The sequence below is a fragment of the Treponema zioleckii genome, from assembly GCF_014737315.1.
GTDB classification, from domain to species: Bacteria; Spirochaetota; Spirochaetia; order Treponematales; family Treponemataceae; genus Treponema_D; species Treponema_D zioleckii.
In genome coordinates this window covers 131432-148659 of record NZ_JPUF01000002.1, presented here as the reverse complement: position 1 = coordinate 148659, position 17228 = coordinate 131432, and the positions used below count along the sequence as shown (strand labels likewise).

General features: G+C 42.2%; 11 protein-coding genes, 1 tRNA gene and 1 pseudogene. 3 read left to right on the top strand and 10 right to left on the bottom strand.

The annotated features are described in order from the left end of the window. Positions 1 to 305: 305 nt before the first annotated feature. From putP to JI65_RS01420, 3 genes are all read right to left on the bottom strand, one after another. Entirely contained in the window at positions 306 to 1892 is a 1587-nt protein-coding gene (gene putP / locus JI65_RS01430; protein WP_191013594.1) for a sodium/proline symporter PutP, read from the bottom strand. A gap of 115 nt (positions 1893 to 2007) precedes the next feature. Continuing rightward, positions 2008 to 2079, bottom strand: a tRNA-Val gene (locus tag JI65_RS01425). Between the two features lie 106 nt (positions 2080 to 2185). Beyond that, on the bottom strand, positions 2186 to 4066 hold the full coding sequence (locus tag JI65_RS01420; RefSeq protein WP_191013593.1) for a pectate lyase family protein: 1881 nt from the start codon (positions 4064 to 4066) through the stop codon (positions 2186 to 2188). Positions 4067 to 4466: 400 nt separating this feature from the next. On the opposite strand from JI65_RS01420, the gene JI65_RS01415 reads away from it, so the two are divergent. Next, a complete protein-coding gene (locus tag JI65_RS01415) occupies positions 4467 to 6053 on the top strand; it encodes an SGNH/GDSL hydrolase family protein (protein WP_191013592.1) in 1587 nt (528 codons plus the stop codon). Between the two features lie 399 nt (positions 6054 to 6452). On the opposite strand, the gene JI65_RS01410 is transcribed toward JI65_RS01415, so the two are convergent. The 3 genes from JI65_RS01410 to JI65_RS01400 form a co-directional block, all read right to left on the bottom strand. After that, the gene (locus tag JI65_RS01410) at positions 6453 to 6953 is read right to left on the bottom strand and encodes a hypothetical protein (protein WP_191013591.1); all 501 of its coding nucleotides are present in this window, start codon (positions 6951 to 6953) and stop codon (positions 6453 to 6455) included. Positions 6954 to 7230: 277 nt separating this feature from the next. Then, positions 7231 to 8676 (bottom strand): TrkH family potassium uptake protein, encoded by a 1446-nt coding sequence (locus JI65_RS01405; protein ID WP_191013590.1) that lies wholly within the window; start codon positions 8674 to 8676, stop codon positions 7231 to 7233. Then, positions 8673 to 10097, bottom strand: coding sequence for an NAD-binding protein (locus JI65_RS01400; RefSeq protein ID WP_191013588.1), 1425 nt, complete (start codon positions 10095 to 10097; stop codon positions 8673 to 8675). The genes JI65_RS01405 and JI65_RS01400 overlap by 4 nt, the downstream gene beginning before the upstream one ends. Before the next feature lie 189 nt (positions 10098 to 10286). Here JI65_RS01400 and JI65_RS01395 point away from each other — a divergent pair, with 189 nt between their 5' ends. Continuing rightward, on the top strand, positions 10287 to 11036 hold the full coding sequence (locus tag JI65_RS01395; protein WP_191013586.1) for a hypothetical protein: 750 nt from the start codon (positions 10287 to 10289) through the stop codon (positions 11034 to 11036). Between the two features lie 4 nt (positions 11037 to 11040). Then, complete coding sequence (locus JI65_RS01390; RefSeq protein ID WP_191013583.1) at positions 11041 to 12051, top strand: SH3 domain-containing protein; 1011 nt, start codon at positions 11041 to 11043, stop codon at positions 12049 to 12051. Between the two features lie 256 nt (positions 12052 to 12307). Here JI65_RS01390 and JI65_RS01385 read toward each other — a convergent pair whose 3' ends face one another. The 4 genes and pseudogenes from JI65_RS01385 to JI65_RS01375 all read right to left on the bottom strand — a co-directional run bounded on the left by JI65_RS01385 (position 12308) and on the right by JI65_RS01375 (position 17174). After that, positions 12308 to 13552 (bottom strand): bifunctional metallophosphatase/5'-nucleotidase, encoded by a 1245-nt coding sequence (locus JI65_RS01385; protein ID WP_277950574.1) that lies wholly within the window; start codon positions 13550 to 13552, stop codon positions 12308 to 12310. Between the two features lie 6 nt (positions 13553 to 13558). Next, a complete protein-coding gene (locus JI65_RS17260) occupies positions 13559 to 13861 on the bottom strand; it encodes a hypothetical protein (protein ID WP_242457121.1) in 303 nt (100 codons plus the stop codon). 262 nt (positions 13862 to 14123) lie between these two features. Continuing rightward, positions 14124 to 16286 carry a methyl-accepting chemotaxis protein gene (locus tag JI65_RS01380; RefSeq protein WP_191013581.1) on the bottom strand — a complete coding sequence of 721 codons (2163 nt, stop codon included), beginning with the start codon at positions 16284 to 16286 and terminating at the stop codon, positions 14124 to 14126. A 254-nt stretch (positions 16287 to 16540) separates the two neighbouring features. Continuing rightward, positions 16541 to 17174 (bottom strand): annotated as a pseudogene (locus tag JI65_RS01375) (adenylate kinase). Between the last annotated feature and the right edge of the window lie 54 nt (positions 17175 to 17228).

The window sequence follows — 17228 nt, the reverse complement described above, 5'->3', positions numbered from 1 at the left end:
AACTTATAGCGTTTCCATAAACGCACAAATAGGCTTATATTCAAAAAACTCAACTTACAGCGTTTCCTTAAACGCACAAAACACTTTCTCGCCGGGCGAAAAAGTAAAACTCCACCTCTGAATCGCGGCATTCCTTCCCGCCACGATTCGGAAACACCTGCAAACTCCCCCACCAGAGCGACAGTTTTCCTAAGAAAACTGTCGGGAAACGCACAAGCGAACTTGAATTCTCAAAGTCAACTTGCAGCGTTTCCGTAAACGCACAAGTGAACTTGAATTCTCAAACTCAACTTACAGCGTTTCCGTTAGTCCTTCATCGCCTTGAATGCTTCAAATTCTTTTAACATCTCTGGATTCTTGTTTTTGTCGAGCAACGAAACTACAACCGCGAAAATAAAGCTTACGATAAAGCCCGGAATTATTTCGTACAAGTGCAGAATCGAATTTGCATCGTAAACATCCTTTGGAAGAATCACACCGAGATTGTGCCACAAAACAACCACAACGCTGCCGGCAATAAGCCCCGCAATCGCACCTTTGTTCGTCATGTTCTTCCAATAGAGAGCGAGCAAAACGAGAGGACCGAAAGTCGCACCAAAACCAGCCCAAGCATAAGAAACAAGCTTAAAAATAGAAGAATCTGGATTGAGCGAAAGGAAAAGAGCGATGAGCGCAATGATGAACACTGTAAATCGGCTCACATTCAAAACAGTCTTTTCGTCCGCATTTTTGTTGATTATTCCCTTGTAAATATCTCGGCTCACCGACGATGCCGCGGCAAGAAGCTGAGAATCAGCAGTGGACATTGAAGCCGCAAGAATTGCGCACAAGAAAATTCCCGCAATAAAAGCAGGATACATATTCTGCATTACCGCGCTAAAAACAGTCTCCGCATCACCAAAGGAAGTTATGCCCGCGATTGAAAGTCCGCTTTCCGCGCCCAAAAGCGTTCCGTGGTTCAAAAGGTAAGCAGTTCCCAAAGTTCCGATGAGGAACGTTCCAACGTAAGAAACAATCATCCAGACAGTTCCGATTCGTCTTGCCTTTTTTACGTCCTCGTTCGAACGGATTCCCATAAAACGCACGATGATGTGAGGCATTCCGAAATATCCGAGTCCCCACGCCAATGCAGAAATTATCGAAATTCCTTTATAAGATGAATTTGCGATGAAAGCATTTTTTATTTTCTCGCCAAAAGAGCCTGCCACAGCCTGTGCATCAAAACTGCGAACAGCCTCGATTGCCTCTGAAGTGCCACCAAAAGAAAAAATCGCAATGACTGCAGAAACGACGAATGCCACAAAAATCAAAGTTCCCTGAACAAAATCAGTGGTGCAAACCGCCGTATAGCCGCCAGTAATCGTGTAGCAGAGAATTACCACAAGACCAATTGCAAGCCCCGCGTGATAGTCCAGCCCAAAAACCGAATTAAAGAGCTTTGCGCAGGCAACAAAACCAGAAGCCGTGTAGATTGTAAAGAAGAATACGATTAATACAACAGAAATCAATGAAATGATGTGTGATTTGTCTTTAAATCTGTTCGTAAAGAATTCTGGAATAGTAATTGCGTCGCCGAACGAAATAGAGCATTTTCGAAGAGGTTTTGCCACGAAAAGCCAGTTCAAGTACGTTCCGACTATAAGTCCAAGCGCAGTCCAGAAAGTTTCTTTTATGCCACCAAGATAGCAAAGCCCCGGCAAGCCCATCAAAAGCCAAGCGCTGGAATCAGAAGCCTCAGCTGAAAGTGCCGTTACCCACGGTCCAACCTTGCGTCCACCAAGGAAGAAATCCGATGCGTCGTTATTTTTACCCGCACTTCTAAGCCCAATGTAAATCATAAAGCCCAGGTAAATGACGAACGCAACGACTTTTGCAATCATTACAGAATTCATTTTGACCTCACATTTTAAAAAGATTCTGTGAGTTTAAATGAATTTTGCCAACGATACAACGGGAAATGCACAAGTCAAAAACATTTTGCCCGCTCGTGCTTAAACTAAAACAAAATGGTCGATACTGGATTTGAACCAGTGACTTCTACCGTGTGAAGGTAGCACTCTACCCCTGAGTTAATCGACCAGATATTTTTACTTTAATGAAATGACGGCTTCATGTCAAAGAGGCATTTTTCACAAATGAAAAACACGCGCCGAAAAATGACGCGTGTAAAATCAATTCTATGATGTTAGTAACTCAAGGAAGTGAGAGTTGCACCAGCGTTTGACTGAACATAGGTTTTCGCTTCGCTAGCGGGCTTTGGGGTCCAGATGTACGGAGGCTTGTAAGATGTTGATGATGACGCAACCGAATTTGTGCAGTTTGTGAACGTATTGTCTTCATTGACCCAATAACCAGTATTCGATGCTGATTCATCGTTGTAATAGCCGATTGGTGTTTTTATGTTCTCGAACGTGTTGTTGTCGATGTACAGTTCGCTTCCTGCACGGCAGTTGATTCCAGTTGACTGTCCAGATATTTCACTTACACTTGAGACAAAGTAGCTGTTAAAGATATGGGCCTTGCCCCAACGAAAAAGAGGCTGACGGGCATTTATGTCTTTCCAGTAGTTGTTTACGAATGTGATTCTCATATCCTTGTCCGTGGCCCCCGTCGTCGTATTCGTATTTGCAGTTGCATCTCCAGAAGCGCAAAGGCAAGCCTTCCAATGGTCGTGGAAGTAGCAGTTCGAAATAGTTATCCACGTTGAGCCGTTTTTGATATCCAACAGGCCATCATAGAAATCCTTCTTCCATTTTTCATCTGTTGAATAATAATCACCAGAAGTTATTTCGTTTCCATCCAAATCCTGAGGTGTCAAATGAGACTGGAATTCACAGTGGTCAACCCAAACGTGTGTGGCTCCGTTCAAGGAAAGGGCGTCGTCCGCACCGCTCTTTGTGTAGCCGTCCCAACTGACGACTTCTCCCAATTTCAGATTGCGGATTATTACATTCTCGCCTTCAACAACAAATTCTATGTTTCTAAGCTGGCCGGTTCCGTTTCCATAAATCGTCTTGTTGGAGCCGACATTGAGTTTTACGCTCAAAAGTGGATTTGACTGAGATGCGGTAGAAATAACAGAATCGATAAAGATTATCGCAGGCACGTCGGACGCAAGCAAATCCTTGTATGTAGAAGTAAGAGCCGTGTAGTCGGAAATTGTGACTCTGTTATCAGAAATCGCGCCCGCTCCACCTGTAATCGTATATCCCGCGGCAGAATCATTCGTTACGGTCGCATAGCCCATGTAGCCATCGATTTCTGTCGGAACTGTGTAGTTTTCTGGAATGAAGTGGGCGAAAATGTACGAACTTTCCGAAATCGTCTTCGTGTACGGATTTGATGTTGAACCGTCAGACCAGCATTCGAATTTCCAGCCGGAATTTGCCGTGGCTGTAAATGTGACATCTGAATTTTCTGCAATTGCTGACGCAGTAACAGAACTTTCAACAGAACCAGCTGTTGTGTTCTCTGAAGCATAAGAAAGCGAAACGTATTTCGTCGTGTCTGTTCCGTAGTCAATTCCCTTGCCGCTTACGATGAGGTAGTCGACATAGTTGAGGCACCCCGAATTTCCATCTGAAATTGTTATGGTCTCACCCCCCCCAACAGGTGTATAGGTTCCTGCAGGCGCACCTGAGACTATAATCGAATTTGAACCGGCGTTTAGGGAAACGTTTTCAAGATATGCCGTATCAACCCATCTTTTGGCGACAGTTTCGTCAGATGAATCAGTTTTATTGCCCTTGAATGTGTATGTCATCGCAAATGGACTATCCTCGTTCAAAACAGTTCCGTTTACAGAAACCAAAGCCCCCCGAATGCGGCTCGCTTCCGTATTGCAATAGTGAATCGCAATTTTCGCATCGGTAATCGCTTCTGTTGCCGAAACTGTATATACGATGTTTCCTCCATCTGTAATGCCGTCAAGGTATCCGTTTCCCGTGTAGCCTACAAAAGTAGTCGCTACGTTTCCTGTAGAGCTTACAAATCCGCTGCCGTTCTCTTCTATTTTGAGCGTGGTCGTGCCGTCTTCATTTACATTTTTCGATGAACTGTCCGTCACTGACGAGTCTCCGCTGTCTGTTGAGCACGCAACGAAAATTCCGCCCAAGAAAACCATCGCACAAACAGAGAGTGCCGTTGAAAGTTTTGCTAATTTTTTTCATAATTTTCCCTTTTTTATTTTTTTTGATTTACCCAAATCGTACAAATTTACACCTATTTTGAAGAAAACCGTTGCCACAAATCTGTAATTAACCGTCATAAATCCTCAAATTTGAAAACTTGCAGAAGTATAAAAATCAATTTTCAATTCTCAGTTCTTAACTCATATTTCTTAATTCATAATTTTTTCCTTCCGAATTATGCCGTTTTTCTCTATTAATTTGGCATTTTGTGTCAAACTGTTTACAGATTTTAGATTTATAATAAAAAACTAATCCCATAAAATCATGGAGTAAAAAATGAAAAAAATTCTTGTTTCTGCATTAGCATTGCTTGCAGGTCTTTCATTCTCCGCATTCGGCTTGGAAAAAAGCATTGCGGACAACGAAAAAGTTGAAAAGGTCGAGTCTGTAACCAGCATCGGAAAGGTAAAGGGCACTCGAATTTTCGTAGTCGGTGACTCTACATTGAGTTCATTCGACGACAAATATTTCTATCCACGCTACGGCTACGGAACACGCATTCAGGACTATCTCCTCGAAAAAAAGGCCACGGTCATCAACCTTGCAATGTCCGGCCGCTCGTCAAAAAGTTTTCTTACAGAAGCAAACTACAAGACTTTAAAAGACAACATCAAAAAAGGCGACTACTTGATTATTGGATTCGGTCACAATGACGAAAAGGCCGAAGAAGCACGCTACACAAATCCGAACGGAACAAAAGAAACTGCCGGTTCCTTCAAGAATTCACTCTACGAAAATTATGTTAAGCTCGCTTACGACGCAAAGGCGACTCCAATTCTCTGTACGCCAATCGTCCGACGCGCTCCTGGAAAAACTTACGAAGGCTCTGTAGTTCACGTTACTGCCGATGTTCAGGGATTCCCTGGCGGAGATTATCCAAAAGCTATCCGAGAGCTTGGAAAAGAGACAAATACGCTCGTCGTAGATTTGACGGCAATCACAAAAGACCGTTACGAGAAACTTGCGAACGACGCTGAGACTGCAAAATTCCACGCGCAGCTCACACACAAAGCAGCTTCGGTAGACAACACTCACTTGAACTACTACGGTGCAGCAGTCATTGCAAATGATGTTGTAAAGGCAATCTCTGCTAGCGACAAGAAATTCGCAAAACTTGTGAACAAAAAAGCTGCCGCTCCAACGGAAGACTTGCTTGCTCTCGCAAAAAATCCAGACTACGTAATTCCAAAATATTCTGAATTCATTCCGGAAGAAGACGCTTCGCAAAACTTTAAAACCACCGCTCCGTGGTACGGAACTGTTTTTGGTGACTGCGGCGGCGCCGAAAAAATCGCAAACCCAGAACTTTACGAGATTGTTGAAAAAGACGGAAAAATTCTCATGCACTCAGGCTCAACAGATTCAAGCAAATCTGCAGGAAAAATCGCTTCTAGCTCCGACGGTATCGCTTTCTACTTCCAGAAAGTTGACGGAAGCAAGGATTTTACATTCTCTGCAACGGCAAAGGTTTTGAGCACAGCAAAGAACAATCAGGTCGGATTCGGTCTCATGGTTCGAGACGACGTTTATATCGATAAATTCGACAACACAATCAACACTGACTATGTTGCTGTTGGCGGATACAAAATGGCTTCTGAGCCACAGGTAACAAGCTGGACTCGCATTGATGCGGCACTCAAAACAACGAATGCAACGGCAGTAAAATTCGACAAGGGAACAAGCGTAAACCTTTCAATCACAAAGAAAGGCGAAACTTACACCGTAAAATGCGGTAACGAACCGGCAGTTGAATACAAGGCAGGATTGGACAACGTTGACTTTAACAATCTTTACGTCGGTCTGTTCACGAGCCGTGCCGTTTACGTTGAATTCTCAAACGTATCTTTGAAGGTTTCAAAATAAGTGGAACGGCAATATTTAATTTTCGCTTCGCAATAATTAGTTTTGCCGTTCCTCTCAGTTTTGTTCCAAAACTGAATATTGAATTCAAGCACTTATAGTTGTTCACAAAACGCGGCGGCAAGGAGAGCCGCGTTTTGTGAATGCAGTTTTGTGCTCGCCTCACAGGCTCGCACTTGCAGACCAGTTTTTAATCTAATCTTTTAATTTATCTGTGTCCCATCTGAGTTTATCCGCGTTCATCTGTGTCGGATTCGACAAGCTCAGCCACCGGAAAATTTTTATTTTTTAAAACTAGAACGAAATTTTCGTATTGGCAACTGTAGTGATTAATCAATTAATCGTGATTTGCTTCTAGCGTTTTTACGACATTCGGCAAATCTGATTGGCGGTTAGTAAGTTTTACTCTGTGATATCAATATAGAGGCATTTTTCATAGTCTAATGCACTGTAGCCACCTTTATCATTGAAGCTATACCCCCATCCATGAATATAACATGCATAATTACCTTGCTTAGAAGCTTTTACAGAAAATTTCTTCACAACTTTTTCAGCTTGACCGACATCTTTTTTTTCATATTCAAAAGTTACAGAATTTGTAGGAACTTCAAAATTCATTCCGATAAAGTGAAATTCGTCGCTCAATGTGTATTTGTTTTGTTTTGCGTCGTATGCTTTTAGCTCTATCGTAAAAGCATATTTGTCAAAAGTTGAAAAATCAGGGACGGATGAAAAAGTTAATTCAAATTCTTCATCCACCGAATATGCATCTTTTTCATAAGTTATAAAAAACTCCGTATTTGCCAAACTGTCAGCAGAATCTGTGTCGCACACTAAAAAAAAACAGCCTGAAAAAAAGAAACAAAACATAAACAAAAGCGAAATGAACCAAGTTTTTTTCATAAAGCATCTCCAAACTATTTTGAACTTAAAAAAATTGTTTTTAATAGCTAAGTTTCAGAGTAGTCTTTTTTTTGCGCTGATTAAATAATTTCCCGAAAAAAAATAACATTTTTTATATTTTTTTGATTAAAGTTTATTTTTAGAACTCAAATAGCTCCAAAAAAATCAGCACAGAAGAAATGCAAACTGAAAAAACGCCCGATGCTTGAAACAAGCAAAAAAAGCTTCCTTAAAAATCGGACTTAATTGTCCAACTTCAAGGAAGCTTTTCACAGTCCTATCTCTGCCAAAAGTCTTTTGTCAGAATAATAATCATATTGTAAAGTTCAAGACGACCTGCAATCATTACAAAACAGTACCACCACTTTAGCCACGGAAGAAGCGCGCCGTAATTCTCGCTTGGACCCAAAGAACCGAATGCTGGCCCAATGCTTCCAATCATGGTGAGCGAAGTTGTGAGCGAAGTGAATATATCCAGATTCGCGGCAGTTCCCATAAGCGTCGTCACAAAAACAACCACAAAATAAACGAAAATAAACGAACCTACGTTCAGAACCAAATCTTTTCGGCCAGGCTGACCGTTAACGCGGAGCGTAAAAACTCCATACGGATGAAGCATTCTTAGCATTTCATTCCTAGACTGTTTCCACAAAATCACCCAGCGGATAACTTTAAAACCGCCCGAAGTTGAACCAGAGCATCCGCCAATAAAAAACAAAATAAAAATGAAAAACTGAGAAATGTTCGGCCAGGTAAGATAATCCGTAGTCGCAAATCCCGTGGTCGTCATAATTGAAGCCACCTGAAACGTGGAATACCTAAATGCCTTTGAAAGCGAGCCGTAATGCGAGATGAGCGTTAAAGTCAACATAACCGTCACCACGCCAAAAATCAAAAGATAGGCTTTGAATTCACTGTTTTTCTTGATTTCGCCGAATTTCCGAAGAATCAGGTAAAAATACAGGCTAAAATTGATTCCCGAAAGGAACATAAAAATCGTGCACACAATTTCAATCAAAACTGAATTGTAAGAAGCTATGCTCGAATTCCTTGTAGAAAAACCGCCCGTTCCCAGAGTCGAAAAAGAATGCGACAGAGCGTCAATAAAATCCATTCCGCACAATTGCAGAATAATCGTCTCGGCAACCGTGAATCCAAAATACAAAAACCAAAGGACTTCCGCCGTGTTTGCCATCTTCGGAGTGATTTTTCCTTTCTCCGGGCCAGTGCTCTCCGCCTTAATCAGCTGAAAACTTCCCACACCGAGAAGAGGGAGCAAAGCAACGGTGAGCGCAATGATTCCCATTCCGCCGAGCCAGTGCATTTCGCATCGCCACAAATTTATGCTCCGCGGCAAAGATTCAATTTCGCTCAAAATCGTTGCCCCGGTCGTACTGAATCCGCTCGTGCTCTCAAAAAATGCGTCCGTAAAATTCGGAATCGCGCCAGAAAGCCAGAGCGGCAATGCTCCGAACAAGCTGATGAAAATCCAGACGCTCGAAACAAAAATAAAAACCGCACGTGTCGAGAATTTTATCTGAATTTTTCGTCCTTTCAAAAAGAAAAAAACACCCAAAATCCAGGAAGCGACCATCGGAATCAAAAATGCCTGAATAACTTGTTCCTCATGGCAGCAAAGTGCCGTAATGATTGGAAGAAGGAACGCAGTACCTATTGTTGCAAGGACTATAAAAATAATCCTGAAAAAAGAAAAAATACTCACGAAAATTTCTCCAGAACGTGCTGATTATTCTCTTTTGTTACGATGACGACGATTTTATCGCCAACAGAAAGAACCGTATTTCCCACCGGAATCTGATAAACTTCCTCGCTCGATTTTTGCACCATCATAATCAGGAATTTTCCGTTTTCCGCCACTTCCATAAGTTTTTTGCCTTTTACGCTGGATTTTTCAGAAATCGTAATTTCCAAAGTCTCAAGGCTTCCGTCGTTAACGGTATGAATTCCGGTAACTGATTTTCCGCGAAGATGGCTCAAAATACTGTCTACAACCGTGTCACGAATCGGAACGGCAACCTCAATTCCGATTTTGCGGGCAATCACCGCAAATGCCGAAGATGAAACAAGGCTCACGCTGGTTTTTGCGCCAAGAGACTCAATGTAAGCCGCAAGAACAATGTTCATCTCAAAATTCGGAGTCGTGTAAATTACCAAATCCGATTTTGGAATTTCTTCTTCCTGCAAAAAACTCTCATCCGTAAAATCCGCCTGAAAAACCCGCGCGTCCCTGAACCTGTCAGCGGCACTCTTCGCAAGTTTCTCGTCATTTTCTATAATCAAAAAATTCTGGGGATTTCTGACAGCAATCGACTTGAGCTTTGAAAAGAAATTCTTTTTTCGGTGAATGAGTTTTTCGGCAACAAGAATACCAACGCGCCCCGCACCAACGAGAGCGATTCGCTTAAGTTCCTTTATTTCAGAACCGCAAAGCTTTAAGAATCCTGGAATATCCGCTTTGTGCATAAGGATTCCGAGGCAGTCTTCCGCGCAAATAGTCGTGTTTCCGCTAGGAAGCGAAGTTACGTCGTCCCGTTCGATATACGCCACAAGAACTGGCTTGTCTGTCAATTTTCGGATGCTAAAAAGATGGGTGTTTTCAAGCGCGCTGCCCTTCTCCACTTTTACGCGGATAAGCTCAAAATCCTCGCCGAACGGAATAACATCGGTTACGGTTCCGTGCTCAACAGCATTTACAATTGCATCCGCCGCCTCAACGTCTGGATGAATCATGTAATCGATTCCGTAAAGAGGTCGTTTTTTATTATTTGCATTCAATTCCTGATTCTTGTGAGAATCTTTTGAATCCAAATAATAAGCATAATTTCGCACGCGAGCAATTTTTAAAACTTTTGGATAAACAGAATCTACGAGCGAACAGGTAATCATATTCACCTCGTCGTTGCTCGTTACACAAACAAGCGCATCAGCCTTCGCAATACCCGCTTGCTCAAGGGCTGGCAGATTGTTTCCGTCAGTCTGAATTACGTCGCAGTCAAGAAGGTTCTGCGCATGGCGAACTGTCTCGTCGTCATTATCAATCAATGTTACATTATTTTTTCCGTCAATAAGACGTTTTGCAAGTTGTGTGCCTGTAAATCCCGCACCCACAATAACGATTTTCATAACTTTAAATTATAGCGGTAAATTCGTTGCTTATAAAGTTTGATTTATGAATTCTGTAATAAACTTTTTCTTTCAAATACACTGCTTAACTTTTTAGTTTTCAGATAGAATACCAATGCCATTAATTTAATGTTTTCTTGTTTCAGAACGACCGTTAAATTAATGGCAGTAGGAATATTGGGAGTAAAAATGAAACTCAATTTTAGAAAGGCTGCAGCCTTCGTATTTATGACAATCGTACTATGCGGCTGCAAGGGGAAAAATCAGGGCGAAGAAAATTCCAGCGAAAATCTTGCAGATTCAAACGCCCCGCTTACCGCAAAAGGCACAGTTTTGTACCAGAACGCCCCGTTGTATCAAGAGGACGCAAACGGCGAAATGGTCTATTTTGACCAAATTGACAAAGGTTCCGATGTCAAAATTTATCTTACCGGAGAAAACGGCAAAGAAGCTGAATCAAAAAATGTGACTCTCAAAGGCGAAACTGCCGAGCAAAAAATGGTTCACATTTTATATTTCGGAAAAGACTTTTGGATAAAAAACGCTTTCGTTGCACCGAACACAGTTCCGGCAGTGCTAAAAGACGAAGCGACCGTCTATTCTCTGGCAGACAAATCTTCGGCAACCGAAAAAAAACTCAAAAAAGGTGAGCTTGTCGCTGTCGCAGACGAAAAAAAAGATTTTGAATCAATTTTCTGCTACGACGGAACAGAATTCGGCACGGAGATTTTCGTAAAAAAATCTCTTGTCTCAAAAAAAGCCGACGACGTTCTCGCACAGCAAATTTACAGCAAGATTTCGCTCAAAACCAATCGGGAAATTCTTGAAGAACTCAACGAGTCACTTTCGACCTTAGAAATTTCTCCAGAAATCAAACAAGAAATAAAAATTCCAGAGCTAAATTCTGCTGAAAATAAAAATAATTTTGGGGAGGAATAATAAAATGAAAAAGCTGAACAAAATTCTGATTTTCGCATTCCTTTCGATTTTTGGAACTGCAAATATTTTTGCGCTGGAAAGTGCAATCATGATGCGAGAAGGAGGAACTCTCTGGCGGCAGAACGACAAAGGTGAAATTTATTGGGAAAACAAGGTTTCCAGAACCGTGCCGGCAGGAACTCCAATTGAAATTGAACGTGACAAGGCTTTTACCGCCACATACGTTTCGTCTTCCGGCCGAAAAACCGCTGATTTTTATCCTGCAAAATTTGACGGAAATGATTTTTTTGTTTTTACAAGCCACGTTGCTTTGGGCGAAATCACGGCTTCGGTCATTTCAAAAGCAACTTTGTACACTTTTCCAAAACTTTCGGCATTCAGAAACGCAATTCTGGAACCAGGAACGCTCGTTGTTACAGGCACTGACGAAATAACACAGAACGGCATAAAATTTATGGAAGTACAGTTTTTTGACACTTCAGCATGGCTCGTAAAAACACGCTACGTTCTTGCCTCAAAACTTAGCTACCGCACCGACGACATTGAAGGCGCAAGACTTTTGGGCGTATTTTATTCATCAGCGGCGCAGAGCATAAAACGCGAAATGATTTCGACCGCCCTCGACTTAAAACTTTCGGGCGAGCTTCCAGAACTCGTAGAACGCGAATACGAAAAGATTTTCCTTTCGCAATCAACTTCCAGCGAAAACGAAACTGACATTACCTCCCTTCCAGACGTAGCAAAAATCGTAATTTCGTATAACGGCGAAGAGGTGAACGTTTATGCGTCTCCAGATATTGAAAGCAAGGTTGTAAAAACAGTTGCCGACGGCACCGAAGTTATTGCCACACAAATGCTAGAAAACAAAGTTGTTATTGATGAAGTGGAAGGAAACTGGTTCTTCGTTGCGACTTCAAAATTTTCTGGCTGGATTTTTGGCGGAAATCTTTCAAACTCCGCACCAACCGAAACGAATACAGACAATTCTGAAAATAACGACGAACTGATTTTTTAATGTAGGAAGAAATTTTTAAAAACGCCACCCTGAACTTGCTTCAGGGTCTTTTTTTACCAGTGGCAGAATGACGGTAATTTAGAACTCGCTCCCCGCGAGCACAAAACTGCACCCACAAAACGCGGCTCTACTTGCCGTCGCGTTTGGTGAACACCTGCAAGTGCCTCCACCAGAGCGCGAGTTTTCCTTTAGGAAAACTCGCGGGAAACGCACAAGGTCAACTCATATTCCACAAGTCAACTTGCAGCGTTTCCTATTATTCCGGCAATTTTCCGCCAATAACTGTGATGCGGTTGCCTACAGTTGGAGTAACAGTTCCCAAAGTCTTAACATAATTAATGAAAACTTCGCTTACAAGCTGAGAAGAGTTGAACGCTCCAGTTCCGACTTTGAGCGGGTATCCGTCTCCGCCACCAGCCATGTAATCGTTACAAGCAACTTTGTATGTCTTTGAAGGATCAATTTCTTTGCCATTGATTTTTACGTCACTGACTTTTCCGTTTCCTTCTGCATCGTAAGTGATTGTGTAGCTAACTTCTTTTGAAACCTGTGCCCAACCACCGGCTCCCTGACGGATTGAACCGATGAAGTCGAAAAGCTTTACAACATCCTCGCCTTTCAAATCAACTGTATAAACATAGTTCTCAAAAGGAAGCATTGTAAGAATGTTTTCGCGTGTAACGTCGCCTTTTGGAAGTGATGTTCGGATTGAACCGCCGTTGAATACAGCAAAATCAGCCTTTACGCCGATTGAATTCAAGTACCAAATCATTCCGTCGCACAAAACGTCACCAGAAGCCATTTCCTGGTAGCGAGTGAGTTTTTTTCCGAATTCGAATTCAGAAGTTGTCTTCAAAACAACTTCTTTGAGCGAAGCGTTAGCCTTGTCGATGTAGGGTTTAAGGAAAGCCATCATTTCTGCATCTGGCGGGAATGCTTCCGTGGTGATTTCTACCGGTTTCCAGTCAAATTCAGTAAGTTTTCCGTCTGTGATTTTGATTTTAGCCTCACCAACGATTTTTCCGTGCTCGTTTGCTGTTACAATCGGAACACCGTTAACAAGTTTAGGCTCTGTAAAAAGAGAGTGAGAATGTCCGTCAACAATAACGTCGATTCCAGGAACTTTCTCCGCAATCATCAAAGATGTCTCATGCCCCTCAACTTCCTCAATGTCGCCAATATGTCCGCAAAGAATTACAAGGTCGCACTTCTCTTTGTTGCGAAGCTGGTCAACCATTTTTTTTGCAGTCTCAATCTCGTCATCAAAAGTGAGCGATTTGTCCGGAGAAGCGATTGTAAGGGTTCTGCGTGTCGTAAGACCAAAAACACCAACTCTGAATCCCTCGTAATCTTTTACGATATAAGGTTTTACGAGAGTTTTCTTACCTTTTTTTACGTTTGCAGAAATCCACGGGAAGTCCGCAATCTTAATCTGCTTCTGGAGTTTTGCCATCGTCGTGTCAAACTCGTGATTTCCGAGTGTGGCCGCGTCATATCCGATTTTTCCTTAAGCCTTGATATCTGGCTCTGCGTCAAACATGTTTGAGAGAGCTGAACCAGTATTAATGTCTCCTGCGCTAACGAGAAGAACATTTTTGTTCTCTGCACGAACCTGTTTTACGAAAGTTGCCTGAGAAGGCAACCCACCTTTTCCGTTCTTGTCGAGAACAGTTCCGTGCTGGTCGTTCGTGTGAAGAAGCACGAGTTCGTAAGTTTTTCCTGCTTCACGTTTTACGGCTTTTTTTGCAAAACATGGAACAGCCAAAGTCATTGCAACCAATGCAAGCGCAATCACTCCAAGTCTTTTCATAATAATCTCCTTTTTAGAGTATGTTTACTATCTTACTAAATGAACTTTCTCTCAACAAGAGATTTAGGAAATTCTAACAGGGATTCAAATTATTCGCTCCAAAGTTGCTTGCGATGCGCAAGCAACAAAACTGCATTTCTACATCGCCGCAGTGCTTGTCGCAGCGATGTAGAAGCTCCTGTAAGCCAGCCTACAAAAGCGTGAGTTTTGGGAAACGCTAAAAGATGTACTTTTTGTCTAAAAATAAAACTCTTGCGTTTCCTTAGATTTTGAATTTATCGATTGCGTCTGAAACATTCGTTATGCTCTGCGCGGTTGACTTACTCTTCTGATTTATAGACTGCATGTTGTTGTTAATGTCATTAACGCCCTGAGTCATCTCATCCATTCCGCAATTAATCTCGGTCGTAAGTTCCGCAAGTTTTGACATCTTCAAAAGAATCTGCTTGCTTCCTTCATTCATTTTTGCGGCCTCGGTCTTTACGAGAACGGTTTTGTCGTTAATCTTGCTCATCGCATCAAGAATCTGCTGGCTGCCAACGCTCTGCTCATCCATTGCGTTCTTTATTACCGTCTCTTGCCTGCTTACAGCTTCTGTGTTCATAAAAATAATGCTGAACTGTTGCTGAATTTTTTCGGCACTGTCCGCAATAGTTGAAATCAGGCTGTTGAGTTTTGTAAGAACGTCAGAAATGTGCTTGCCCTGCACGCTAGAATCCTCGGCGAGCTTACGAATTTCGTCAGCAACTACAGCAAAGCCCTTTCCGGTCTCTCCCGCATGAGCCGCCTCAATTGCCGCATTCATGGCAAGAAGATTCGTCTGGTCGGCGATGTTCTGAATAATCGTGCTGGCATCAAGAAGTCCCTCTGAATCCGCTGAAATTTTTTGAGTCAAATCAACGGTCTGGGCAATAAGGTCTTTGCCCTTGTCTGCAGACGCCGTCAAGTCAGAAACGGACTTGGAGTTGGTCTCAAGAATTTCGGTAACAGAACGAATATTTGCTACAAGCTCTTCGATGGCACTTGAAGACTGAGAAACGCTGTTCGACTGGTCATCAATATCCGCATTCAGACTTGCAATTCCATCAACGATATTTCGCATCGTTATAGAAGTCTCTTCAACCCCGGCCGACTGGTCGTTCATTCGTTCCTTGATATTTTCGATATTCGAAGAAATCTCGATTGTAGCCCCGGCAGTCTCGTTTACGTTTCCTGCCAAATCCTTTCCGATTTGGTCCATAATGCAAGACTCTTCTTTTATTGAAGAAAGGGAACTTCCGATTTTTTGCATCACATTATTAAAGTGAACAGAAAGCTCACCGATTTCGTTCGAAGAAAGTTTTGGAAGTCTCTGCGTCAAATCTCCGTCACCGTCAGAAATGTTCTTCAAAATTCCAGTAATTTTTACGAGCGGTCGGGCAATTCTGCGTCCAAAAACATGCGAAATTACGACGGAAATCACAGCCGCAATAGCCAAAAGCAAAACAAGAACGCGGATAATCGCCATGTTGCTCGCTTTTATTTCGTTCGAAGGCACAACAACCAAATAATTCAGCGGAATAATGCCGTTATTTGAAGGAATCAGCTTTACTTCGTATTTATTGCCAGCGATTGTGTCAACAAAAGAAACCTCAGTTCCATGCGTAAAGGTTTTTAAGCCCTCAAGACCAAGTTCAGTAATATTCTTAAAAAGGTTGTCAGGATTTACAGTATCAACAAGAATAGAACCATTGTGGTCGCACAAAACTATAGAAGTCTTTTTTAAATCGCTTCCAGAAATAAAGCGGAACAACTCCATAAGATTTGACAAATCCGCGTCAGCGGTCACTACGCCTTTTAAACTTCCGTCTTCGTATGTGACTGTCCGAGAAGCTACGATTACAGTCTCACCGGCAGAAGTCGTATAGGCGTCCGAAAAGTGAACTTTTCCCGGTGCGCTTTCAGCATCCTTGAACCAGGAACGAGTGCGGCTGTCGTATCCGTTAGAGCGGGCAACGGCAGGATATCGCGTGAACGCTCCGTTTGATTTTAGGGCAAAACTCATGCCCAGCAGTTCCGGCTTGTCTTCAACAAAAGCCTTTGCAAGTTTATAAACACTCGCTTCGTATTCAGAATTCTCCAGCGGAGTCATCGGGATTTTTCCGCTAGGGTCTTCCAAATTAACATAAGATTTTATACTGTCATCATCTTCCCGAATCAAATCAATATCGGCAAACAAATCAACGGAAGTAGCGATGCTATTAAAATGATTGCGCATGGTCACATCCATGAGCGACAAAGTTTGGTTAAGTTTTTCGTAGAACTGGCTTATGTTCACTGCCGAAACTTTTCTGTAAATCAAAGCGCCGAGCGAGAGCATAAAAAATAATATAAGAGCCGTAATACCAAAAGTCAAAGTGTATACTATAGAATTGCGTCGTTTCATAGAATTATTATGCCATCACAAGAAGTTTTTTTAAACTAATTTTATGAAAAAATTGTTTTAAGGGAGAAAAAAAGAAAATGAGAATCTTGTCATGGAGATGCCCAAAAAGTATGAAAAGCGATGATTAAGCAAAGCTGAAACCACCACAAAATAGCATTGCTGGTCATTTGGCTCACTGACCAGCAACGAATTTATTGGACACCCCATGAATCTCGTTCAAGTTTTATAAAATAGGAAACTCGAAATCAACTCGCTTAGTTCTTTGGGAATTTTGTCTCAAATTCTTTGAGAACAGCTTCTGGTGCCGGGCGAGCATCTACGTCCACAAGATTGCCCTTGTTTTTATAGAAGTCGATGAGCGGAGCTGTTGACTCTCGGTAAACTTCAAGACGATGTTTGATTGACTCAGGTTTGTCATCATCGCGTGTGTAAAGCTCACCGCCACATTTGTCGCACTTTCCGCTAACTTTTGGCGGGTTGAATTTAAGGTGGAACATCTGTCCGCATTCTTTGCAGCAAACGCGTCCGCCGAGTCGGTCAACTACGGCTTCGTCAGCAATGTCAAAATTTACGGCAGCATCGATTTTTGCAAATGTCTCCAAAGCTTCTGCCTGTGGGATTGTGCGTGGGAATCCGTCAAGAATATATCCTTTTTTTGTGTCGTCTTTAGAAAGTCGGTCTTTTACGAGTCCAATAGTAATCTCGTCGCTAACGAGTCCGCCGGCATCAATAATAGCCTTTGCCTTTTTTCCAAGTTCTGTCTGATTTTTGATGTTCTCACGGAAAATATCACCAGTAGAAATGTGCGGAATTGAGTATGCCTTTGCAACTTCCTTTGCGAGAGTTCCTTTTCCAGCTCCAGGTGGTACCTAAAAAAATAAAATTCATTTTGTTTGCTCCTGTAAAAAATATAGCGGCTTGAACTCCAAACCGCAGAATCAT